We start from the raw sequence: 22,192 nt of genomic DNA, 5'->3' as shown, positions 1-22,192 counted from the left end.
CCCTGGTTGTCTTGCTCATGCTGTGGATTCGCCCGACGTTGGCGGGCGAGCTGTCCTACAGTCGTGACATCCAGCCGATCTTCACCCAGAAGTGCGTGGCGTGCCACGCCTGCTACGACTCACCCTGCCAGCTCAATCTTGGCAGTGCTGAAGGTGCAGCGCGCGGCGCAAATAAGCTTCCGGTTTATGACGGTGGACGCACCAAGGCCCAGGAAACTACTCGTCTGTACGTCGATGCCCAAGGCGCGGATGCGTGGAGACGCAAAGGTTTCCATTCCGTACTGGATGCCAACGGCGCCCAGGCCGCGCTGATGGCGCGGATGCTGGAGCTGGGGCGATCTGTCCCGCCGAAACCCAACGCCAAACTCCCGGCCGATCTCGATATCAGTATCAACCGGCAGAATCAGTGCCCCTTACCTGGGGAGTTTGACGACTACGCACGCAAGCACGCCCGAGCCGGAATGCCTTTCGCCGTTACTGGCCTCAGCGAGGCGGAGTATCAGAAGCTGCAACGCTGGATCGCCGAAGGTGCCAAGGTAGAAGAGCAGGTGGTACAGCCCAGCATTGCCGAAGCGCGCCAGGTCGCTGAGTGGGAAGCGCTGCTCAATGCTCCAGGTGCCCGTGAAACGCTGGTGGGACGCTGGTTGTTCGAGCACCTGTTCCTTGCGCATCTCTATTTCGAGGGCGAAGAGTCCGGTCATTTTTTCCAGTTGGTGCGCTCGCGCACTCCCAGCGGGCAACTCATCGATCCCATTGCTACGCGCCGGCCTAACGAAGATCCGGGTAATACGTTCTATTACCGTCTCTGGCCCATCCAGGGCGTGATCGTGCACAAGACCCACATCACCTATCCGCTGAGCGCGACAAAGATGGCGCGGGTCAAAGAGCTGTTCTATTCCGGCGACTGGGCCGTGGACCAGGTGCCTGGCTATGGCGCGCAGCGTCGTGCCAATCCCTTCGAGACTTTTCAGGCCATCCCGGCACAAGCGCGCTACCAGTTCATGCTGGATAACGCCGAGTACTTCGTGCGTACGTTCATCCGCGGCCCCGTCTGCCGTGGGCAGATTGCCACCGACGTCATCCGCGATAACTTCTGGGCGCTGTTCCAGGCTCCGGCCCACGACCTCTACATCACCGATGCCGAGTACCGTGCGCAAGCGACGCCGCTGCTGGCGATGCCGGGTCAGTTCGACGACATCGGTGACTTGCTCGGCCTCTGGCGCACCTACCGCGACAAGCGCAACGAGTACGAAGCGCTACGCATGGAGGCATACGCCGATGCGCCGCCGCCAAGCTGGGCGCACATCTGGACCGGCAACGACAATGCGCTGTTGTCCATCTTCCGCCAGCACGACAGCGCCTCGGTGCGTAAAGGCCTGATCGGCGAAGTCCCCCAGACCATCTGGTGGATGGACTATCCGCTTCTCGAACGCACTTACTACCAACTGGTCGTCAACTTCGACGTGTTCGGCAACGTTTCCCATCAGGCACAGACACGACTCTATTTCGACCTGATCCGCAATGGCGCTGAGGTCAACTTCCTTCGTCTGATGCCGGCCGAATCTCGCGCGGCCTTGCTGGGCGACTGGTACCAGAAAAGCGGCAAGGTGAAGATGTGGATGGATTATCAAAGCATCGACAAGGACAGCCCCACCGCTTTGTCCTTGCCCGAGAAGGACCCGAAGCGCACCTTTGCCCAGGAACTGCTGATGCGCTATGCGGGCCTCAATGCGCGTCCTGATCCGATCAATCGCTGCCTTGACGGCCGCTGCTACCGGCCTGGCATCGTGCCGGAGCTGCAGGATGTGGAGCAGGTGCTCAGTCGCCTGGTGAGCCGGCCGGCAGCGGGCTTGAAGGTGATCGAGCAATTGCCGGAAGCAACCCTGCTGCGTGTCGAGCTCCCCGACGGACAACGCGAGGTCTACAGCCTGTTGCGCAATCGCGCCCACAGCAACGTGGCTTTCATGCTGGGTGAGGCGTTGCGCTACCAGCCGGGGCTGGACACGCTGACCCTCTATCCCGGTGTGCTCTCCAGCTACCCGAACTTCTTGTTCAACCTCAAGGCGGGGGAGGTGGAGGCTTTCGTTAACGCCTTGGAACAGGCAAAGGATGGTGCCGCGTTCGACAAGCTGGTGAAGCGTTGGGGTATTCGGCGTACCCATCCGCAATTCTGGTTCTATTTCCATGACCTGGCCGCCCATATCCGCGAAACGGAGCCGGTGGAGGCGGGGGAGTTGGACATGAACCGCTATCAGAACCTGTGATTGCCGGCCCATGACCTGCTTCGCGTCAGAACAGCTGCGTTGAGAGTGGCTTCGGCTGTGTGCTTCAAAGCGCGTAAGCCCAGCATTCTCGGCCATTCTCGCCCTGTCCTTTGCTAGCTCGCCAAATCGTGAGCAGCTTCCAGGGCCGAGCTGGACGCGAATTATTCCTACTAAATTGGTAGGGCTTTAACCCCTGTTCCCCTTTGGCGTACACTGCGCCCATGTTTGCGAGGAGTTGCCATGAGCGCCATCACCATTACCCAAGCTGCCCAGGATTATCTGGCTGATCTGCTGGAGAAGCAGAACACCCCAGGCATCGGTATTCGAGTCTTCATCACCCAGCCGGGCACCCAGTACGCCGAAACCTGCATTGCCTACTGCAAGCCGGGCGAACAGAAACCCGAGGACAACGCCGTTGCGCTGGCCGCTTTCACCGCCTGGATCGATGGTGTCAGCGAGCCCTTCCTGGAAGATGCCGTGGTGGACTACGCCACTGATCGCATGGGTGGTCAGCTCACCATCAAGGCGCCGAACGCCAAGGTGCCGATGGTCAACGAAGAAAGTCCGCTCAACGAGCGCATCAACTACTACCTCCAGACCGAGATCAACCCCGGCTTAGCCAGCCACGGCGGCCAGGTGAGCCTCGTGGATGTGGTCGAAGAGGGCATCGCTGTGCTGCAGTTCGGCGGTGGCTGCCAGGGCTGCGGCATGGTCGACATGACCCTGAAGGATGGCGTCGAGAAGACTCTGATGGAGCGCATTCCGGAGCTGAAAGGCGTGCGCGACGTCACCGACCACAGCAACCGCGAGAACGCCTACTACTAATAAGGCGTGCAACGCATTGAAAATGGCGACCCTCGGGTCGCCTTTTTCATGCTCATGAGCCCTCCTCGGCGCAGTTTGCGGCTGAGCCGCGCGAAGCCCAATGCTTTGAAAGCAGACAGGAACGCCCCGAGGATCTGCTTGCGGAACACCTCAAAGCGGTACTCCAGCGACAAGCCGCCAATCTTCATCGCAAGCGGCGTGACAATCGTCACTAACAGCATCAATCCAGCTTGTTGTGCTGGTCTTCAGCTCGGGCAGCCGGTGGGTTTCAGGATGCGCCGCTCGGAAGCGGGATACTTCGCGAGCGCCGTCGCTGGACGGATCGGCCGTCGAAGCAGCTCACCACCGCAGTTGGGGCAGGTGCCGTGCAGGCGCTGATCGGCACAATCGCGGCAGAACGTGCATTCGAATGAGCAGATCACTGCCAGGGTGGACTCGGGCGGCAGATTCTTGTCGCAGCATTCGCAATTGGGGCGCAGTTCGAGCATGGCGGGATCCTCAGTCAGATGTCGGGCGTCCGAAGCGCTCCGCGTATTCCTGCGGGCTGACGGACAGGTGTTTGTGAAACGTGCGACGCAGATTCTCGGGGTGGCCGAATCCGGTCAGTTGCGCCACCCTGGCGATGGATGCCTGGGCGTCCTGCAGTAGCGTGCGGGCCGCTTCCACACGGACCCGTTCCACATACTTGCCAGGGCCCATGCCCAGTTCCTGGGCGAAGAGACGCGAAAGACTACGCGGCGCCATCTTCGCCTGGGCCGCAAGGGCTTCCAGGGACAAGTCGGCACCCAGGTTGGCGGGAATCCATTCCAGCAGAGCGGCCAACCGCGGAGTGCGGCTGGGGTCCGGGGTGAGCAGACCGCTGAACTGCGTCTGTCCGCCGGGGCGGCGTAGGAACAGCACCAGATGCCGGGCCACTGCCAGCGCAATCGGACGACCCAGGTCCGCCTCCACCAGGGCCAGCGCTAGGTCGATGCCGGCGGTGACACCGGCAGACGTAAAGACATGCGTATCGCCGTCCCGGCCCTCCGGGTCGTAGGTATGCAAGCGGTCTCCTTGCACGTCCACCTCGGCGTGGCGGCTAAGCGCCTTTACATCCGACCAGTGCGTCGTGGCTTGGCGGCCATCCAGTAGCCCGGTCGCAGCCAGGACTAAGGCGCCTGAGCAGATCGAGCCCAGGCGGCGTACATGGGGCTCGGCCTGTCGCAGCCAGTCCAGAAGCTCGGTGTCTTCGCAGAGGCTTTGCATTTGCATGCCGCCAGGAATCAACAGCGTGTCCAGGCTGGCAGGGTCGACCTCTCGCCAAGCCTGCTCAGCAACCAGGCCGAAGCCGGCCGAGGTTTTCACAGGACCTGCTTCGGGGCCGAGTAGATGCAGCACATAAGAGGGGGGGCAGGCCCTGGCGCTGGCGCTCGACGTTGGCCGAGGCAAACACTTGCAACGGGCCAGTGACGTCCAGGCTCATCACCTCGGGAAAGGCCAGGCAGGCGATGTGGCGAATCGGGTCCATGACGATCTCGAAGAAGGAGATGGCGTCAGTCTGCAGCGAATGGAGGGTGGCAACAATGACAATAAGCCCACAGATATCGCCAGTGGCGGCGAAATCAATCACCTGCTGGGGTGGTCAGTGTGCTTGATGGTTTGGGGGAGGGGTGACTACAGGGAAAGAACGGCCGGGGCGAGCAGGGAAGTCCTGCCCGCCGCGCATTGGGCACTGGCGCTGGTGCGATTATTCCGGCATCGACCAGGGCTCGAGGTCGTAGCCTTTGCGGCTCAACTCCTCGCGGGACTGCTTGAGGATGCTTGCCAGTTGCTCCGGATCGGAATACGTGCTGCTAGGGATCTTCGAACGGCCGAGCAGGCGGGTGCTGGTACGGTCGATCACGCTGATGCTGAGTTCACCGGTGCCGTCTTGCAGGGCCCAGGCAACACACTGAAAGGGTTTGAATGCACGACCTGCGATGATCAGTGCTTCGTTGAAACGCAGCGGAGTATTCATGGGAGGGGTCTCTCCATATTGTGCCCAATGAAGTTGACGGTGCGGCTTCACGCCTTTGTTGCACTGTCGTGAATGTGGATGGCGAGACCCGACTGATAAGTCACAGCACGTCGTGAAAAACTAAGTTTTTGTCGCTGAAATGAACGGGTAAGCGACTTTTGTACCGGGCGTTGTGCGTTTTTGTCGGTTTGCAGGGTATACAGAGTGCTCTGGCATTGTTCCTGATAGCACCGGGCTGGCGCCGCAATGTACCCGGCGGGCTCCTGCCAGTATCATCTTCGATCGTTCGAGGTTGCCTACAGCGAGTGTTGCCGTGCCCGTCCTGAGCCGTTTGTTTCGCCCTGTCGTAGTTGCCGCATGCGTTGCCGCGCTGGTCGGTTGTGCCGCCCAGCCGCTGTCGCCGAAATTGCGGGCGGGCCCGGAGCGGGTCGAGCTGAGCGGCGTGCCGTTCTTCGCCCAGAATGCTTACCAGAGTGCGCCGGCTTCCATGGCGGCCTTGCTGACTCAGCAGGGGGAAGAGGTAACGCCGGGCATGATCGAAAAGGAGCTGCAACTGCCCCAGAAGGAAGCCTCCCTGCGTGAGGGGCTGGTGGCGACGGCGCGCCAGCATGGCTTGATGGTTTATCCGCTGGGCAACCAGATGGATGAGTTGTTGGAGCAGGTGGCTGCGGGCAATCCGGTGCTGGTGCATTTGCGCGAAGGCTTTGGCTGGTTGCCCTCCTGGCGCTATGCCCTGCTGATTGGCTACGACCGTGCCAACCAGCAAGTGCTATTGCGCCACGGTCATGAGCGCCGCGCCCTGATGAGTTTCAGTGCATTTGAGTCGGGCTGGAGTGAAGCGGGGAACTGGGCAGTGCTGGTGCAGGCGCCGAACCAGTTGCCGGCATCGGTGGAGCGAGCTCGCTGGCTGAAGGCGGCCGATGAGCTTGCTGCGGCGGGACAGGTCAATGCGGCGAAGATGGCACGACTGCAAATGCCCTGACCGGCAGACACGGAAACGGAAACGGCGCCTTGGGGCGCCGTTTTCGTTTGCAGGCGAATCAGACGCCCAGCTTGTCGCGCAGGCTGTAGTACCACGCGCCCATTGCAGTGAACGGCACGCGGAACATGCGACCGCCAGGGAAGGGGTAGTGCGGCAGGCTGGCGAAAGCGTCGAAGCGCTCGGCCTGGCCGCGCAGGGTTTCGGCGATCACCTTGCCGGCGATGTGGGTGTAGGTAACGCCGTGGCCGCTGCAGCCTTGGGAGTAGTAGATGTTGTCGCCGATCCGGCCGACCTGGGGCAGGCGCGACAGGGTCAGCAAGAAGTTACCGGTCCAGGCGAAGTCGATCTTCACGTCTTTGAGTTGCGGGAAGGTCTTCAGCATCTTCGGCCGGATGATGGCTTCGATGTTCGCCGGGTCGCGGGCACCGTAGACTACGCCGCCGCCGTAGATCAGGCGCTTGTCGCCGGAAAGACGGTAATAGTCCAGCAGGTAGTTGCAGTCTTCGACGCAGTAATCCTGCGGCAGCAGGGTCTTGGCCAGTTCATCCGAAAGCGGCTCGGTGGTGATCACCTGGGTGCCGCAAGGCATGGATTTGCTGGCCAGTTCGGGAACCAGGTTGCCCAGATAGGCGTTTCCGGCCACGACGACAAACTTGGCTTTCACACGGCCTTTCGGGGTGTGCACCACTGGGTTGGCGCCGCGTTCAATGCGAGTGGCCGGGCTTTGTTCGTGGATGACTCCGCCCAGGGACTCGATGGCTGCAGCTTCACCCAGGGCCAGGTTGAGCGGGTGGATATGGCCACCGCTCATGTCCAGCATGCCGCCAATATAGTTGTCGGTCGCCGCAACCTCGCGAATGCGTTTGGCGTCCAGAATTTCGAGCTGGGTGTGACCAAAGCGCTCCCACAGCTTCTTCTGGGCTTCCAGATGACCCATTTGCTTCCTGGTGATGGCTGCGAATACGCCGCCATCCTTCAGATCGCACTGGATGTTGTACTTGCTGATGCGGTCGCGAATGATGCGGCCGCCCTCGAAGGCCATGTCGGCCATCAGTTTGGCGTTCTTTGGGTTAGCGGCGCGCTCAATTGAATCGATGTCGCGGCTGTAGCTGTTCACGATCTGGCCACCGTTGCGGCCGGATGCGCCGAAACCCACCTTCGCGGCTTCGAGGATCGTGACCTTGAAGCCGTTCTCCAGAAGGAAGAGGCCGGTGGATAGGCCGGTGTAGCCTGCGCCAATGATGCAGACGTCGGTTTCGGTCTCGCCTTGCAGTTCAGGGCGAGCCGGTGCTGGGTTGGCCGAGAACGCGTAATAGGACTGAGGGTAGGGAGTGTGCGTCATAATGGAATCTCTGTTTTTTATTTTTTACAGATGTGCTGATGCTACCTGAGTTAAAAGGGGCCGGCTAGCCTCTGTGCAAAATATTCAACGAGGTGGTGAACAGTAAAAAATCCACTTTTTCAGAGGGTTAGCGAAAAAAGGTGTTGACAGGGAAAAGTTAACCCGTAAAATGCGCACCCATCGAAGGCACATAGCTCAGTTGGTTAGAGCACCACCTTGACATGGTGGGGGTCGTTGGTTCGAGTCCAATTGTGCCTACCAAATCGAACCCGCAGCGCGCGGGGCTAAGAGGGGCGATCCGAAAGGGTCGCCCCTTTTTGTTTTCGCGACTTCTTCATGGTGCCCATCTTTTGGTGGGTGTCCAGGCAAGTCCGAGGGGTGGGCTTGGTCTCGTCAAGCGCCTCGCGCTTTGCCATGGTTTTGGTGAGCCCGTCCTGTTTAGTGCTGCCACGTCCGGGCCTCCAGGTTCGTGCGAGGCCTGCGCTGGATGCCGAGTTCATTGCTCAGTTGTGGGTGGCCTTACTGCGGGTGTTGGTGTCGGCAAGCTCTGCAAGGGTCGCGAGTCGACGGGTGGGGCTGATCTTCGGTATCAGCTTAGGCCTATTTGGTCTGCCGACATCTGCTATACCGCGGAGCCTTTATGCTGGCGGCCCTTTTCTCGCGGTAGGTACTTAGTGACTGTGACGCTGGTTTTTCGGTTGGTCGTTTGGGGGAGGGGGGGGGCGATCATCGAGGGGTGGGCATTTGCGTTGGCCTGCTTGTGGTACCTGTCTCCTTGTTCTGCCGTGCTGTCACACCTTTCGCGAAAACGGGGAGGGGTTGTCTACAGGCTAAGTGCCCGCTTCAAATTCTCAAGGTTGAAGGACACAATCTCGAGATGATGTGAGCCTGAGGCTTCAAGGTGTTTGAGCCTGGAGGTGATTTCGGTCAAGTCTGCCTTGGTGGGGAGGGTGGGCGTTTCATCAGCTGCAATGCAGGTGCTGAGGGTGGAGTTCGGCGCACCATGGGTTGTGGAAGTCATCCTTGGGGTCTCAATGGCAGAGGAGGTGGTGGCTTTTTGATGTCTTAGTGCCTTCATGTCAAGTCCGTTGATGGTTTCGAGTCTTGATTGGCGATGAGCGGTCGAGCGCTGTTGTGTCGAGAGTCGAGGTTGGGGGTGTTGGATGTCGCCCGGTGTCGCTCTATTGATTGCTCGCGTCAGCCTCGGGTTGGGAGCAATTGTCGTGGCGTTGGTGTCTTAGGGATAACTGGCATTTTTCAGTTCATGTGAGGCCTTTATCTGGGTGCGTTGTTGGGGGGGGTGTCATGGGGGCTGGGTCTTTGGTGGGTGCGTTTCTGGCGTTCTCTTTCCTTTCTGGTTGGGCTGTCGCGGATCATCGTGATGAAAAGTGGGAAGACGAGTACCGGGATGGGCCCTGTCGTGTGAAAGAGGTCTCTGACAAGGGCGACTACAAGCTGGAGGTCAAGTGCCCGGATGGGCGCGGCAGGACTTGGCGCCGGGGTGAGTGGAAGGACGAATACTGGGATGGCCCCTGTCGGGTCAAGGTTGAAGCCAAGCGTGACGAGTACAAGAAAGAGGTCAAATGCGAGGGTGATGATTGACTTGGGGGGGGGGCTTCAATTGTGTGCTTCGTGCGTTGCGGGTCGTTCAATTCGCTAGCAATCTTTGTGGGGAGTCGGCTCGTCATTCCGGTCGGGAGTTGTCTCTTTCCCGGGTGGCTTCGCTATCGTTGTCCGCGAATACATCGCTAAGCTATTGATTCTGTTGTGCTAGACTGCCGCTTTCGTGACGTTTACAGCGTGTCTTTCCCTTTGGCGTAAGGCGTTTTGGGGCAGGTTGTCACCATTGGCGTGATGTCCGGCTCGCTCGGAAGGTGGGGGTTCTCGTGTGGCCCTTTCTTTTTTTGGCGCTTGTCAGGGGTTTGGCTTTCTGAAAGCATCCCGCTCTTAATTATTACCTCCAGTGACTCTGGTTCGGCTTTGGTTTGCCGCAAGGCTCCTGCCACCGTATGGCAGGCATGCCGTCGAATCGCGTACTGGCTCATCCCAACCCATGTGGCCTTTGGTAGAGGTCACCACTAGGAGAGGAGGCGCCATGCCCATCATCACTCTTCCTGACGGCAGTCAGCGCACTTTCGACAAACCTGTTTCCGTGCTTGAAGTGGCTCAGTCCATTGGTGCGGGTCTGGCCAAGGCAACCCTGGCCGGCAAGGTCAACGGCAAGCTGGTCGATGCTTGCGATCTGATCGAAGGCGATGCCTCGCTGCAGATTGTGACTCCCAAGGACGAGGAAGGGCTGGAGATCATTCGCCACTCCTGCGCGCACCTGGTAGGCCATGCCGTCAAGCAGCTCTATCCGAGCGCCAAAATGGTGATCGGTCCGGTTATTGAAGAGGGCTTCTATTACGACATCGCCTTCGAACGCTCCTTCACGCCCGAGGATATGGCGGCCATCGAAAAGCGAATGGCCGAGCTGATCGACAAGGACTACGACGTCATCAAGAAGATGACCCCGCGCGCCGAAGTCATCGAGCTGTTCAAGTCGCGTGGAGAGGATTACAAGCTGCGCCTGGTTGACGACATGCCGGACGAGACCGCCATGGGCCTGTATTTCCATGAGGAATACGTGGACATGTGCCGTGGTCCGCACGTGCCGAATACTCGCTTCCTCAAGGCGTTCAAGCTAACAAAGATTTCCGGTGCCTACTGGCGCGGCGACTCGAAGAACGAGCAGCTGCAGCGTGTATACGGCACTGCCTGGGCTGACAAGAAGCAGCTGGCTGCCTATATCCAGCGCATCGAAGAGGCTGAAAAGCGCGATCACCGTCGTATCGGCAAGCAGCTGGACCTGTTCCATCTGCAGGAAGAAGCGCCGGGCATGGTGTTCTGGCATCCGAGTGGCTGGACTGTTTACCAGGTTCTGGAACAGTACATGCGCAAGGTTCAGCGCGATCACGGCTATGTGGAGGTGCGTACTCCGCAGGTGGTCGACCGTATTCTCTGGGAGCGTTCGGGCCACTGGTCCAACTATGCCGAGAACATGTTCACCACTTCGTCGGAAAGTCGTGACTACGCGGTGAAGCCGATGAACTGCCCGTGTCATGTGCAGATCTTCAATCAGGGCCTGAAATCCTACCGTGACTTGCCGCTGCGTCTGGCTGAGTTCGGTGCCTGCCACCGTAACGAGCCGTCCGGCGCCCTACATGGCATCATGCGCGTGCGTGGCTTCACCCAGGACGATGCTCACATCTTCTGCACTGAAGATCAGGTGAAGAAGGAAGCGGCTGACTTCATCAAGCTGACCCTGCAGGTCTACAAGGACTTCGGTTTCGCCGATATTTCGATGAAACTGTCCACTCGTCCGGTCAAGCGCGTAGGTTCCGACGAGCTGTGGGATCGAGCTGAAGGTGCCCTGGCGGATGCGCTGAACGAGTCCGGTCTGAGCTGGGAATACCAGCCGGGCGAGGGTGCGTTCTACGGTCCAAAGATCGAGTTCACCCTGAAAGACTGCCTCGGTCGTAACTGGCAGTGCGGTACCCTGCAGTACGATCCGAACCTTCCTGAGCGTCTGGATGCCAGCTATATCGCCGAAGATAACAACCGTAAGCGTCCGGTAATGTTGCATCGTGCGATCCTTGGTTCCTTCGAGCGCTTCATCGGCATGCTGATTGAGCACTATGCTGGTGCATTCCCAGCCTGGCTGGCGCCGACCCAGGCGGTGATCATGAACATCACCGACAAACAGGCCGATTTCGCCCTCGAAGTGGAGCGCGCGCTCAACGAAAGCGGGTTCCGTGCCAAGTCCGACTTGAGAAACGAAAAAATCGGCTTTAAAATCCGCGAGCATACTTTGCTCAAGGTTCCCTATCTCTTGGTTATTGGAGACCGGGAGGTTGAGACTCGATCCGTTGCTGTGCGCACCCGAGAGGGTGTCGATCTGGGTTCCATGCCCTTCGAAAGCTTCTCTGAATTGCTCGCACAAACGGTTTCCCGGCGTGGTCGCCAAGAATTGGAGTAATCACTATTAAGCGTGAAATGAGACAGGACAAGCGGACTCAACCGAAGGCCCCGATCAACGAGAATATCTCTGCTCGTGAGGTGCGGTTGATTGGTGCTGACGGCCAGCAGATTGGCGTCGTCTCGATTGATGAAGCGCTTCGCGCTGCTGAAGAAGCCAAGCTGGATCTGGTAGAGATTTCTGCCGATGCGGTGCCGCCTGTTTGCCGGATCATGGATTACGGCAAGCACCTCTTCGAGAAGAAGAAGCAGGCCGCTGCGGCGAAGAAGAACCAGCACCAGCAGCAGATTAAAGAAATCAAGTTTCGTCCAGGGACGGAAGAAGGGGATTACCAGGTAAAACTACGCAACCTGGTACGTTTCCTAAGTGAAGGGGACAAGGCCAAGGTATCCCTGCGATTCCGCGGTCGTGAGATGGCCCACCAGGAGCTGGGCTTGGAGCTGTTGAAGCGGGTCGAGGCTGACCTCGTCGAATACGGCACCGTAGAGCAGCATCCTAAGCTGGAAGGACGCCAGCTGATGATGGTCATCGCCCCCAAAAAGCGAAAATAACCCCCAGGGCACTGGCAGGCCTTGCGGTTATATGTATTGATTGAATGCGGAGTATCCGAACATGCCAAAGATGAAAACCAAGAGCGGTGCTGCGAAGCGCTTCAAGAAGACTGCTTCCGGCTTCAAGCATAAGCACGCTTTCAAGAGCCACATCCTGACCAAGATGACTACCAAGCGTAAGCGTCAGCTGCGCGGCTGCACCCTGGTGCACCCGTCTGACGTCCGCAAAGTAGAGCGCATGCTGCGCGTTCGTTAATCTGGTCAAGATTTTAGAGGAGTTTACTCATGGCTCGTGTTAAGCGTGGCGTCATCGCTCGCAAGCGTCACAAAAAGATTCTGAAACTCGCCAAAGGCTACTACGGCGCACGTTCGCGTGTGTTCCGCGTTGCCAAGCAGGCGGTAATCAAGGCTGGCCAATACGCCTACCGTGACCGCCGTCAGCGCAAGCGTCAGTTCCGCGCTCTGTGGATCGCTCGTATCAACGCTGGTGCTCGTCAGAACGGTCTGTCCTACAGCCGCCTGATCGCTGGCCTGAAAAAAGCTGCCATCGAGATCGACCGTAAGGTTCTGGCCGACCTGGCAGTGAACGAAAAAGCGGCGTTTGCTGCGATTGTCGAGAAAGCTAAGGCCATTCTGGCTTAAGTCCCCCGACAATCACCGGGCTTGCCCGGTGCTGAACGTCACCGATAGGGGAAGGGCCTTGCGCTCTTCCCCTATTTCGTATCTGGAGTCTGTACATGGAAAATCTGGATGCGCTGGTCTCGCAAGCGCTTGAGGCCGTGCAACAAACTGAAGACGTGAATGCCTTGGAGCAGATTCGCGTTCACTACCTTGGCAAGAAGGGTGAACTGACCCAGGTGATGAAGACCCTGGGTGACCTGCCCGCAGAGGAGCGTCCCAAGGTAGGCGCCCTGATCAATGCTGCCAAGGAGCGCGTTCAGGACGCATTGAACACCCGCAAAGAGTCGCTTGAGCAGGCAGCCCTCACGGCCAAGCTCGCGGCCGAGCGTATCGACGTGACCCTGCCGGGTCGCGGTCAGGCCTCTGGCGGCCTGCACCCGGTGACTCGTACTCTGGAGCGCGTCGAGCAGTTCTTCACCCGGATCGGCTACGGCATTGCCGAAGGCCCTGAGGTCGAAGACGACTATCACAACTTCGAAGCACTCAACATCCCTGGCCACCACCCGGCCCGGGCAATGCACGACACCTTCTACTTCAATGCGAACATGCTGCTGCGTACCCACACCTCGCCGGTACAGGTGCGCACCATGGAGTCCCAGCAACCGCCGATCCGCATCGTCTGCCCCGGCCGTGTCTATCGCTGCGACTCGGATATCACCCACTCGCCGATGTTCCACCAGGTCGAAGGCCTGCTGGTAGACGAAGGCATCAGCTTCGCCGATCTCAAGGGCACCATCGAAGAGTTCCTGCGTGTTTTCTTCGAGAAAGACCTCGGCGTTCGCTTCCGTCCCTCCTTCTTCCCCTTCACCGAGCCGTCCGCCGAAGTCGACATGCAGTGCGTGATGTGTTCCGGCAAGGGCTGCCGTGTGTGCAAGCAGACCGGTTGGCTGGAAGTGATGGGCTGCGGCATGGTTCACCCGAACGTGCTGCGCATGTCCGGCATCGATCCGGAGAAATACCAGGGCTTCGCCTTCGGGATGGGTGTGGAACGTTTGGCCATGCTGCGTTATGGCGTCAACGACTTACGCCTGTTCTTCGACAACGACCTGCGCTTCCTCGCGCAATTCCGCTAGGTCGTAGTGTCCGAACCGATTCCCTTAGGAGAGCAGGATGAAATTCAGTGAACAATGGCTGCGGAGCTGGGTAAACCCGCAGGTATCCCGCGACGAGCTGGTGGCTCGTCTGTCCATGGCTGGCCTTGAAGTCGACAGCGTTACTCCGGTAGCCGGTGCCTTCAGTGGCGTGGTCGTGGGCGAGGTGCTGAGCACCGAACAACACCCGGACGCCGACAAGCTGCGCGTTTGCCAGGTGAGCAATGGCACCGAGACCTTGCAGGTTGTGTGTGGCGCGCCGAATGTGCGCCCCGGCCTGAAGATCCCCTTCGCCATGATCGGCGCTGAACTGCCGGGCGACTTCAAGATCAAGAAAGCCAAGCTGCGTGGCGTCGAGTCCAACGGCATGCTCTGTTCTGCTTCCGAACTGCAGATCAGCGATGAAAACGATGGCCTGATGGAACTGGCTGCCGATGCGCCTGTTGGGCAGGACATCCGTGCCTACCTGGGCCTGGATGACGTGATCATCGAGCTGGGCTTGACCCCGAACCGTGGCGACTGCCTGAGCCTGTCTGGCCTCGCCCGCGAAGTGGGTGCGCTCTATGCCACTCCGGTTACCCGTCCGCAAGTTGCCGCTGTTGCGCCGGCCCATGACGAAGTGCGTCCGGTCGAAGTGTCTGCACCGGCTGCCTGCCCGCGCTATCTCGGCCGCGTGATCCGCAATGTCGACCTGTCCCGCCCGACTCCGCTCTGGATGGTCGAGCGCCTGCGTCGCTCCGAAGTGCGCAGCATCGATGCCGCAGTCGACATCACCAACTACGTGATGCTTGAACTCGGCCAGCCGATGCACGCCTTTGATCTCGCCGAAATCAATGGTGGCATCCGCGTACGCATGGCGGAGGAGGGCGAGAAGCTCGTCCTGCTGGACGGCCAGGAAGTCACCCTGCGTCCCGACACCCTGGTCATCGCCGACCACAACCGCGCCCTGGCCATCGCCGGCGTTATGGGTGGCGAGCACAGCGGCGTCAGCAACAAGACCTGCGATCTGTTCCTGGAAAGCGCCTTCTTCGACACCATTGCTGTTGCGGGCAAGGCACGTTCCTACGGCCTGCATACCGATTCGTCCCACCGCTTCGAGCGTGGTGTCGACTTCCTACTCGCTCGCGAAGCCATGGAGCGCGCCACCGGCCTGCTGCTGGAAATCGTTGGCGGCGAAGCCGGTCCGATCATCGAAGCCGCCAGCCAGGAGCATCTGCCGAACGTTGCGCCGGTAACCCTGCGTGCCGATCGCATCACCCAGATGCTGGGTATGGATATGGATGCTGCTGAAATCGAGCGTCTGCTGACAGCCCTCGACCTCAAGGTCACCGCTGAAGGTGTCGGCCAATGGCGCGTTGAAGTGCCGAGTCACCGCTTCGACATCAGCCTGGAAGTGGATCTGATCGAAGAGCTGGGCCGCCTCTACGGCTACAACCGCCTGCCGGTTCGTTACCCGCAAGCCCGCCTCGCGCCCCGCGCACGTTCCGAGGCTGCTGTCGAATTGCCGGCGCTGCGTCGCCTGCTGGTGGCTCGCGGTTACCACGAAGCCATTACCTACAGCTTCATCGATCCGAAGCTGTTTGAGCTGTTCAATCCGGGCGTGAAGCCGCTGATGCTGGCCAACCCCATCTCCGCTGATATGGCTGCCATGCGTTCTTCGCTGTGGCCGGGCCTGGTCAGTGCGCTGCAGCACAACCTCAATCGCCAGCAGTCTCGTGTGCGCCTGTTCGAAAGCGGTCTGCGCTTTGTTGGCCAACTCGAAGGGTTGAAGCAAGAGCCGATGCTGTCTGGCGTTCTGTGTGGTTCCCGTTTACCGGAAGGCTGGGCTCATGGCCGTGACGCGATCGACTTCTACGATGCCAAGGCGGATGTAGAGGCCATCCTCGGCGCCGCTGGCAACCTCGGTGCGTTCAGCTTCGTCGCGGGCGAGCATCCTGCTCTTCATCCGGGCCAGACTGCTCGCATCGAAAGAGAAGGGCGCCTGGTTGGCTTCCTCGGTGCACTGCACCCGGAACTCGCCAAAGCCCTGGACCTGGATCAGCCGGTCTACATGTTCGAGCTGGTGCTGGCCGATGTGATGCAAGGCAAGCTGCCGAAGTTCAGCGAACTTTCGCGCTTCCCTGAAGTGCGCCGTGACCTCGCCCTGCTGGTGGATCGCGACGTTGCCGCCGAGTCGGTGCTCGCCACCATCCGTGAGGCGGCTGGCGAATGGCTGACTGACCTCAGGCTATTTGACGTGTATCACGGTAAAGGCATTGATCCGCTTAGAAAAAGCTTGGCGGTCGGCTTGACCTGGCAGCATCCATCGCGCACTCTTACTGACGATGAGGTGAACAACACAACGCAAAACATCGTCACCTCGCTGGAAGACAGGTTCAATGCCACGTTAAGGAAGTAGCGTATGGGGGCTCTGACGAAAGCTGAGATGGCTGAACGTCTTTATGAAGAGCTTGGCCTGAATAAACGGGAAGCCAAGGAATTGGTGGAGCTGTTCTTCGAGGAAATCCGTCAGGCGCTGGAGCACAACGAACAGGTGAAGTTGTCCGGGTTCGGCAATTTCGACTTGCGCGACAAGCGTCAGCGGCCTGGCCGAAACCCGAAGACAGGAGAGGAAATCCCGATCACGGCTCGCCGTGTGGTCACTTTCCGTCCAGGGCAGAAACTCAAAGCCAGGGTCGAAGCTTATGCTGGAACCAAGTCATAACGACGAGTTACCGCCGATTCCAGGCAAGCGTTACTTCACTATTGGCGAAGTTAGTGAACTCTGCGCAGTCAAGCCCCATGTGCTGCGTTACTGGGAGCAGGAATTTCCCCAGCTCAACCCGGTAAAGCGGCGCGGGAACAGGCGCTACTACCAGCGTCAGGATGTGCTGATGATTCGGCAGATCCGGGCGCTGCTATACGATCAAGGCTTCACCATCGGCGGGGCGCGCCAGCGCCTCTCCGGAGACGAAGCCAAGGAAGACACCACGCAGTACAAGCAGCTCATCCGCCAGATGATCTCCGAGCTCGAGGATGTCCTCCACGTATTGCGGAAGTGAAGTTTTCAAAAAAACCTTCCACAATTCAAAAGCTTAATGTATAGTTCGCTCCGCTTCCGGTGATCCGGAGCGAGCTACAAAACGTCGGGGCGTAGCGCAGCCTGGTAGCGCACTTGCATGGGGTGCAAGGGGTCGAGTGTTCGAATCACTCCGTCCCGACCAACAAATCCCTACATTAGAGCCTGGTCAGTGATGACCAGGCTTTTTTGTGTCAGGGACTTTTGCGGGACTTTTTTCATCCTGCCATCCTCCTCAAAATTGTCAGGGCCGGCCCACGCGAGTCGGTAGCCGAAATCCTGTTGGCTTCATCGATCAGTTTGCCCAGCTCGGCGGCTGAATAGTGACTGGTGATGCTGCCGTTCTTGTGGCCCAGCAGAGCCTTCCTGTCTTCCTCCGTCACACCCGCTGCTCGCAGTCTTCGACCGAAGGTGTGCTTCAGATCGTGAACGCGGATCGAAGTAAACCCAGGTGGAGCAGGGCGCATGAAGCGCTCCTGGAATTTCTTCGCAGCTCTGACCCTGGCCTTCTTCCATGCCGAATCGTTCATCCGGTGAACCGGAGTGGCCTTGCCGTTTCGATCGGGTTGTCCATAAGGAAACACCCAGACCGGATCAAGCCCGCGCTGCCCCTCGATGACCGACTTGGCTACGCTGTTGAGCACCACGAGTCGCTCGTCGCCGTTCTTGACCCCGGAGCTCTCATGTCGGCCACCAAAATCCGCCGGTATGAGAAATACGCTGGTGTTGAGCTCAGGAATCGGTATCTCCCAATCCCAGCGAAGCTTAACGACTTCCTGCTCGCGTGAGCCGCTGTTGACCTTGTACAGGGCCATGCGGCGCAAATGATCGGGCAGTTCGGCGAAGAGAATCGACTGCTCTTCCCAGGACATAGGGTAAGGGAGTCGCCTCGTCTTCTTCTCCTCCAGCTTGGTGATCATCGGCACAACGTCGAGCCAGGGACGCTTCTGCTCATCACGCCATTTTCGGGCGCACAGGTTCAGGATGCGTATGACGCGCTCCAGAGCAATGTTCACCGTGCGGTGTGAAACGCCAGGCTTCAACTTGCCATCGCTGGTTCTGGTGCTCTTGAGTCGATCCCTGATGTAGGGAGCCAGGGTCTCGTCGTCGACATGAGTCAGAGGCTGGTCGCCAATATAAGGGTCCAACTGCTCCAGATAGATGGCTGTGAGGCCTATCGACGGCTGATCCTTGTACTCGACCAGGTAACGCGTAGCGGCTTCCCGCCAGGTTCTGATCGTGCGGACGCCGTAGATCTTCTGTTCCCGGAGCTTCTCCAGCTTGTGTATCAGGTACTGCTCTGCCTCCTTCCTATCGCTTGATCCAGTGCTTTCCTGAATTCGCTGACCTCTGAAGACCTTGTCGATGTGCCAGATCCCGTTCCTTTGGTAGAGGCCGCTAATGGTTTTTCGCGCCATGGCTTTTCTCCTTGGCGCTCGCTGCGGGAGTGATCATGTCCCTTGGCACCTTCCTTTTCAATGATGGCCCGGTTGATGTAGGCGTCTGCCCAGGCATCCAGTTCTTCGCGATCAAAGCCGATGCCTTGCACTCCAATGCGGAATTCCCGCACGTAAGGCCGGACGGTTTTGTTGAACTCTGTGCGGCACATGCCGAGGTAGGCTGGGGCGGCACTTGCTCGCAGGATTCGGGGTGGGCAGGTGATCAAGCGTGCGGCTATCTGTTCAGATGATGTGGGCATGAATATCGCCTCCTTATCGCCCCTGATCCGTTCTGCAGATGCTGTCCCCTGCTGGCCGGGCGAACAACGTGGTAGAGGGAGCCACGGAGGGTTTGGTACAACAGCCGTTTGGGTTCGGTTTGACCTGATGGATCGTGGCGTATGGCCTGTCGTTGGCTGGTACGGTGATATCAGGCTTAAGGATTGATGCGTGTCTTCCGAAGAGGTATCCCAGCAACCTGGTTCCAGTCCTGGTGGCCCAGTCAGTCGTGAGGAGATGTACGCAGAGGTGTGGCGGCTTCCCATGACCAAGATCGCGGATCACCACAGTGTTTCTTCCAGCTTCTTGGCGCGCGTGTGTACCCGCATGAATGTCCCGCGGCCGCCGCGTGGGCATTGGGTAAAGCTGGAGAATGGAATACCGAGTCCTCAGCCATCCTTGCCTGAGGCTGGGCCTGGTGACCTTCAGGTATGGCGCAGGGGAGATGCTCTTGGTGCTGTTTCTCGACCGGTACCGAAGGCACCTGTACCGCGCAAAATCAAACCCGAACAGCTCCGTATATCGCAATCAAGGCAGCATCCTGTTGTCGTGGGGGCCTATGAGGTCTTTGAGCAGGGGCGCGTCATCGACCAAGGATTCCTCAAGCCAGGTAGGCAGCGCCTGGTGGATGTCGTGGTGACCAAGCCTCAGCTTGAGCCTGCCCTGAAGCTGGCGAATCAGCTGTTTCTCAAGCTGGAGGCTGCCGGCCATCGCGTGATGTTTGCACCGAGTGACCGAATCTATGCCCGGGCCTCGTTTGATGAACATGAGCACCCACCCAAGAAGCCAAGGCACCGGCATCCGGCGTTGTGGTCACCATCCAAGCCCACAGTGGTTTTCGTCGGGACGGTTGCCATTGGGTTGACGTTATTTGAGATGACTGAGGAGCTGGAGGCCCGCTACATCGATGGCAAGTACATCCCCACCTCCAAGATACCGTCGCAGCAAATGCGCCGCTTAAGCTCAACCTGGAACTGGTCGACTCGCATGGACTTTGCGACCGGCCGCCTATGTATAAGGGCGTTCTCGCCATATCCGTGGACTGATTGGTCTCAGAGTTGGAAGGATGCCAAGCAAGGCTCGCTACGTGGCCAATTGGATGAGATCGTCCAGCAGCTCACGGACGCCGCGCCTGTAATTGCCCGATTGGTAGAGGAGGCCGAGGAGCAGGCCAGAATTCGGCAACAGGAGGGAATGGAACAGATTCGCCGGCGTGAGGAGAGAGAGCGGATTCGACTGCAAAACGAGGCAAGGGAGCAGGCGAGGGCTGACTTGCTGTGTGCCATCAAGCAGTGGGATGACATAAAGCGGATCCAGGCCTTTTTCAGTGATGCGGAGAGCTCCGTATCGAATCTGCCCGAAACCGAGCGATGCATTGCGATGGACAAGCTCGCCCAAGCGCGTGAGCTTGTTGGCGAGCTGGATCCGCTACAGGCGTTGCTGGAATGGAAGGGGCCTAGGGAGCGCCTATAGCAATGTTCAAGAGTTCCTTGTGTGGTTTATAAAAACTAAATTTTGCTCACTATTGGTGAGTATTTTTTGGTTTTTCTAAACCTTCTTCTTGCTGAGGGTTTAGAAAAGCTCTATTTTGCTCACTATGAGTGTGCAAAAATCTGAAAAGCTAAACTCCTTGCTTGCAGGGCTCGGCGACAGCGACCTGGTATCCAGTGGCTGGTTGAAGGCTCATGGCTACAGCAGCAACCTGGTAGCGCGATATATCGCGAGCGGCTGGCTGGAATCGCCTGCGCGTGGAATATATCAACGACGAGGCGGACGTCTCACCTGGGCTGCTGTAGTGCACGCGCTGCAGGAAGGAGAGCGATTGCCGCTGCATGTTGGCGGGCGTTTTGCCTTGGCTTGGCATGGGCACGAGCACTACCTGCGGTTGGGCGAGCGTGAGAGGGTCACTCTATATGGCCCTGGAAGCCTCCCTGGCTGGGTGGAAAAACTTCCCTTGAAGGCTGAGGTGGTGCTGTGCGGCAAAAGCCCATTCAATCTGTCGGCATTGTCATTCCAGGCCGACATGGATGACGAAGCCCTAAGGGGGCTTGGGCTCGAGTGGGTGGATGCTAATGGCGACCGCGGCCGCATCGTAGTCGCGACACCTGAGCGCGCAATCCTCGAGTTGTGTGATGGCGTGTCAGACGCGTCGCTCGTTTATGAAGTGGATGCGCTGATGCAGGGCGCGGACAACCTTCGTCCCCAAAGGGTAAGCATGCTGCTGCGACATTGCTCCAGCATAAAAGCCAAGCGCTTGTTCCTAGCCCTCGCAGAACGCCACCAGCACGCCTGGGTGGATCATCTCTCGTTGGACGGCGTCTATCTAGGGAAGGGAAAGCGTTGCCTGGTTCCCGGTGGTCGCTTGAACCCAACCTACCAAATAACCTTGCCGGCGGATCTTGATGAGCACCTGGGATAAGCGCTACACCGACCGAGTCCAGTTATTGGTGGAAATTCTGCCGACCTTGGCGAAAGAAACACGATTTGCCCTCAAAGGGGGGACGGCGATCAACCTGTTCGAGCATGACTTGCCCAGGTTGTCTGTGGATATCGATCTGACTTGGTTGCCGATGCAGGACTATGCGCAGGATGCTGGTCAGATCTCCGATGCATTAGAAAGTCTGGGAAGGGCGCTTGGCTCTGCGCCATTAAGGCTACAGGTACAAACATCGGCGCCAGAGAGAGGTGGCTTCATAAACAGACTGATAGTGAGTCGTGGACGATCCCGAGTCCAAATAGAAACGACTCCGGTGATGCGCGGTTCCGTGCATCCGGTGCGGACAATGGTTGTCCAGCCGCAGGTCCAGGAGGCCTTTGGCTTTGCCTCGATCCAGGTGCTCGACTTTGCGGATCTATATGCGGGGAAAATGGCAGCAGCATTGTCGAGGCAGCATCCGCGCGACTTGTTTGATATCAGTTTGCTTCTGGCCGATCCGCGCACAGATGAGCGACTTTGGCGAACCTTCCTGATCTACATGACCTGTAGCCCGAAACCTGCCTGGGAGATGCTGGTTCCCAATGAGCCCAAGGATTTCGAGGCGATATACCAGACCCACTTCCGTGGTATGACTGCAGCACCTGTCAGCTCAGAGATACTGCTGGAACACCGCGCCAGGCTTCTTCTGCAAATTTCGGAGTGGCTGACTCCGCGGTCGAGAGCATTTCTGGAGTCCGTCGAGATGGAAAATCCAGATTTTGACTTGATCGAGTTGCCACAGGCAGCAGAGCTCCCTGCTATAAAAAGGAAACTGCAGAATCTTGCTTCACGATCAGCTACGAAGCGGGCTTCCGACCATTCTCAGCTGCAATCGGCCTTCGAGATGTTTGATCGTCGGTAGTGTTCGCGGACTGCCCAGCCGTTGTTATCTCGGCATGTACTGAGTGGGCGTCGCTGGAAAGGCTAATCCCTCAAAGCCGGATGTGGATAGCGGCGCTCGGTGGCGCGACGAACACTTCAGGCTATTGCCTTGGCTTCTCGAATGCTTTTCGCTTCTTCGAGTACATTGCGCTGACTTTCGATGGCAAGCTCAGCTGCTGCGCCATAAGCAGCGCGCTTGGCTGTATCAGAGCTGTTCCTGAAGAAGGTCGACAGCGGGCTTGAATTGCTCCCAAGAATCTTTTTTCTCATCGATGTCGCCTCCCTCGTTATCAGTCGTCATCTTCCAT

22 protein-coding genes, 2 tRNA genes and 1 pseudogene are annotated in these 22,192 nt (G+C 58.8%); 18 read left to right on the top strand and 7 right to left on the bottom strand.

What is annotated here, in order from left to right:
* Positions 1–17 precede the first annotated feature (17 nt).
* Both E8F20_RS13630 and nfuA read left to right on the top strand, forming a co-directional pair.
* Positions 18–2,264 (top strand): fatty acid cis/trans isomerase, encoded by a 2,247-nt coding sequence (locus tag E8F20_RS13630; protein ID WP_280284347.1) that lies wholly within the window; start codon positions 18–20, stop codon positions 2,262–2,264.
* A gap of 240 nt (positions 2,265–2,504) precedes the next feature.
* Positions 2,505–3,089 carry a Fe-S biogenesis protein NfuA gene (nfuA, locus tag E8F20_RS13625; RefSeq protein ID WP_028627725.1) on the top strand — a complete coding sequence of 195 codons (585 nt, stop codon included), beginning with the start codon at positions 2,505–2,507 and terminating at the stop codon, positions 3,087–3,089.
* On the opposite strand, the gene E8F20_RS13620 is transcribed toward nfuA, so the two are convergent.
* From E8F20_RS13620 to E8F20_RS13605, 4 genes and pseudogenes are all read right to left on the bottom strand, one after another.
* Complete coding sequence (locus tag E8F20_RS13620; protein WP_280284175.1) at positions 3,086–3,310, bottom strand: hypothetical protein; 225 nt, start codon at positions 3,308–3,310, stop codon at positions 3,086–3,088. The two genes, nfuA and E8F20_RS13620, sit on opposite strands and share 4 nt — an antisense overlap.
* 24 nt (positions 3,311–3,334) lie before the next feature.
* Positions 3,335–3,577 (bottom strand): DUF1272 domain-containing protein, encoded by a 243-nt coding sequence (locus E8F20_RS13615; protein ID WP_280284174.1) that lies wholly within the window; start codon positions 3,575–3,577, stop codon positions 3,335–3,337.
* A 10-nt stretch (positions 3,578–3,587) separates the two neighbouring features.
* A pseudogene (locus tag E8F20_RS13610) lies at positions 3,588–4,596 on the bottom strand (GlxA family transcriptional regulator).
* A 219-nt stretch (positions 4,597–4,815) separates the two neighbouring features.
* On the bottom strand, positions 4,816–5,085 hold the full coding sequence (locus tag E8F20_RS13605; protein WP_028627722.1) for a hypothetical protein: 270 nt from the start codon (positions 5,083–5,085) through the stop codon (positions 4,816–4,818).
* 313 nt (positions 5,086–5,398) lie between these two features.
* Between E8F20_RS13605 and E8F20_RS13600 the strand changes: the two genes are divergently transcribed.
* Positions 5,399–6,067, top strand: a complete 669-nt coding sequence (locus E8F20_RS13600; RefSeq protein WP_280284173.1) for a PA2778 family cysteine peptidase — start codon at positions 5,399–5,401, stop codon at positions 6,065–6,067.
* A 58-nt stretch (positions 6,068–6,125) separates the two neighbouring features.
* Here the strand turns inward: E8F20_RS13600 and E8F20_RS13595 are convergent, their stop codons facing one another.
* Entirely contained in the window at positions 6,126–7,409 is a 1,284-nt protein-coding gene (locus tag E8F20_RS13595) for an FAD-binding oxidoreductase (protein WP_280284172.1), read from the bottom strand.
* A gap of 184 nt (positions 7,410–7,593) precedes the next feature.
* On the opposite strand from E8F20_RS13595, the gene E8F20_RS13590 reads away from it, so the two are divergent.
* From E8F20_RS13590 to E8F20_RS13540, 11 genes are all read left to right on the top strand, one after another.
* Positions 7,594–7,670: transfer RNA gene (locus tag E8F20_RS13590), tRNA-Val, on the top strand.
* A gap of 1,161 nt (positions 7,671–8,831) precedes the next feature.
* Positions 8,832–9,011, top strand: a complete 180-nt coding sequence (locus E8F20_RS13585; protein ID WP_245586481.1) for a hypothetical protein — start codon at positions 8,832–8,834, stop codon at positions 9,009–9,011.
* 493 nt (positions 9,012–9,504) lie between these two features.
* The gene (gene thrS / locus E8F20_RS13580; protein ID WP_280284171.1) at positions 9,505–11,427 is read left to right on the top strand and encodes a threonine--tRNA ligase; all 1,923 of its coding nucleotides are present in this window, start codon (positions 9,505–9,507) and stop codon (positions 11,425–11,427) included.
* Positions 11,427–11,978, top strand: a complete 552-nt coding sequence (gene infC, locus E8F20_RS13575) for a translation initiation factor IF-3 (RefSeq protein ID WP_171016514.1) — start codon at positions 11,427–11,429, stop codon at positions 11,976–11,978. The genes thrS and infC overlap by 1 nt, the downstream gene beginning before the upstream one ends.
* Before the next feature lie 61 nt (positions 11,979–12,039).
* Positions 12,040–12,234, top strand: a complete 195-nt coding sequence (rpmI, locus tag E8F20_RS13570) for a 50S ribosomal protein L35 (RefSeq protein ID WP_016493509.1) — start codon at positions 12,040–12,042, stop codon at positions 12,232–12,234.
* 29 nt (positions 12,235–12,263) lie between these two features.
* On the top strand, positions 12,264–12,620 hold the full coding sequence (gene rplT / locus E8F20_RS13565; protein WP_069084431.1) for a 50S ribosomal protein L20: 357 nt from the start codon (positions 12,264–12,266) through the stop codon (positions 12,618–12,620).
* Between the two features lie 95 nt (positions 12,621–12,715).
* Complete coding sequence (pheS, locus tag E8F20_RS13560) at positions 12,716–13,732, top strand: phenylalanine--tRNA ligase subunit alpha (protein WP_077526030.1); 1,017 nt, start codon at positions 12,716–12,718, stop codon at positions 13,730–13,732.
* 37 nt (positions 13,733–13,769) lie between these two features.
* Positions 13,770–16,148 (top strand): phenylalanine--tRNA ligase subunit beta, encoded by a 2,379-nt coding sequence (pheT, locus tag E8F20_RS13555; RefSeq protein WP_280284170.1) that lies wholly within the window; start codon positions 13,770–13,772, stop codon positions 16,146–16,148.
* A 3-nt stretch (positions 16,149–16,151) separates the two neighbouring features.
* A complete protein-coding gene (gene ihfA, locus E8F20_RS13550; protein ID WP_003282572.1) occupies positions 16,152–16,454 on the top strand; it encodes an integration host factor subunit alpha in 303 nt (100 codons plus the stop codon).
* Complete coding sequence (locus E8F20_RS13545; protein WP_028627713.1) at positions 16,435–16,791, top strand: MerR family transcriptional regulator; 357 nt, start codon at positions 16,435–16,437, stop codon at positions 16,789–16,791. Before ihfA ends, E8F20_RS13545 begins: the two co-directional genes overlap by 20 nt.
* Before the next feature lie 85 nt (positions 16,792–16,876).
* Positions 16,877–16,953, top strand: a tRNA-Pro gene (locus tag E8F20_RS13540).
* Between the two features lie 73 nt (positions 16,954–17,026).
* Here E8F20_RS13540 and E8F20_RS13535 read toward each other — a convergent pair.
* Positions 17,027–18,226 (bottom strand): tyrosine-type recombinase/integrase, encoded by a 1,200-nt coding sequence (locus E8F20_RS13535; RefSeq protein ID WP_348529626.1) that lies wholly within the window; start codon positions 18,224–18,226, stop codon positions 17,027–17,029.
* 35 nt (positions 18,227–18,261) lie between these two features.
* On the opposite strand from E8F20_RS13535, the gene E8F20_RS13525 reads away from it, so the two are divergent.
* The 4 genes from E8F20_RS13525 (at position 18,262) to E8F20_RS13510 (ending at position 21,864) form a co-directional block, all read left to right on the top strand.
* The gene (locus tag E8F20_RS13525) at positions 18,262–18,498 is read left to right on the top strand and encodes a hypothetical protein (protein ID WP_280284353.1); all 237 of its coding nucleotides are present in this window, start codon (positions 18,262–18,264) and stop codon (positions 18,496–18,498) included.
* Positions 18,499–18,790: 292 nt separating this feature from the next.
* On the top strand, positions 18,791–19,999 hold the full coding sequence (locus E8F20_RS13520; RefSeq protein WP_280284169.1) for a hypothetical protein: 1,209 nt from the start codon (positions 18,791–18,793) through the stop codon (positions 19,997–19,999).
* Between the two features lie 124 nt (positions 20,000–20,123).
* A complete protein-coding gene (locus E8F20_RS13515; RefSeq protein ID WP_280284344.1) occupies positions 20,124–20,945 on the top strand; it encodes a type IV toxin-antitoxin system AbiEi family antitoxin domain-containing protein in 822 nt (273 codons plus the stop codon).
* Complete coding sequence (locus tag E8F20_RS13510) at positions 20,929–21,864, top strand: nucleotidyl transferase AbiEii/AbiGii toxin family protein (RefSeq protein WP_280284168.1); 936 nt, start codon at positions 20,929–20,931, stop codon at positions 21,862–21,864. Before E8F20_RS13515 ends, E8F20_RS13510 begins: the two co-directional genes overlap by 17 nt.
* 116 nt (positions 21,865–21,980) lie before the next feature.
* Here E8F20_RS13510 and E8F20_RS13505 read toward each other — a convergent pair whose 3' ends face one another.
* Positions 21,981–22,154 (bottom strand): hypothetical protein, encoded by a 174-nt coding sequence (locus tag E8F20_RS13505; protein ID WP_280284167.1) that lies wholly within the window; start codon positions 22,152–22,154, stop codon positions 21,981–21,983.
* Positions 22,155–22,192 lie beyond the last annotated feature (38 nt).

Origin of the sequence: Pseudomonas sp. BN415 (assembly GCF_029871195.1) — a bacterium.
In the GTDB taxonomy this organism is placed as follows: Bacteria; Pseudomonadota; Gammaproteobacteria; order Pseudomonadales; family Pseudomonadaceae; genus Metapseudomonas; species Metapseudomonas resinovorans.
Note: the sequence above shows the minus strand (reverse complement) of the source record. Positions and strands in the feature narration are given on the sequence as shown.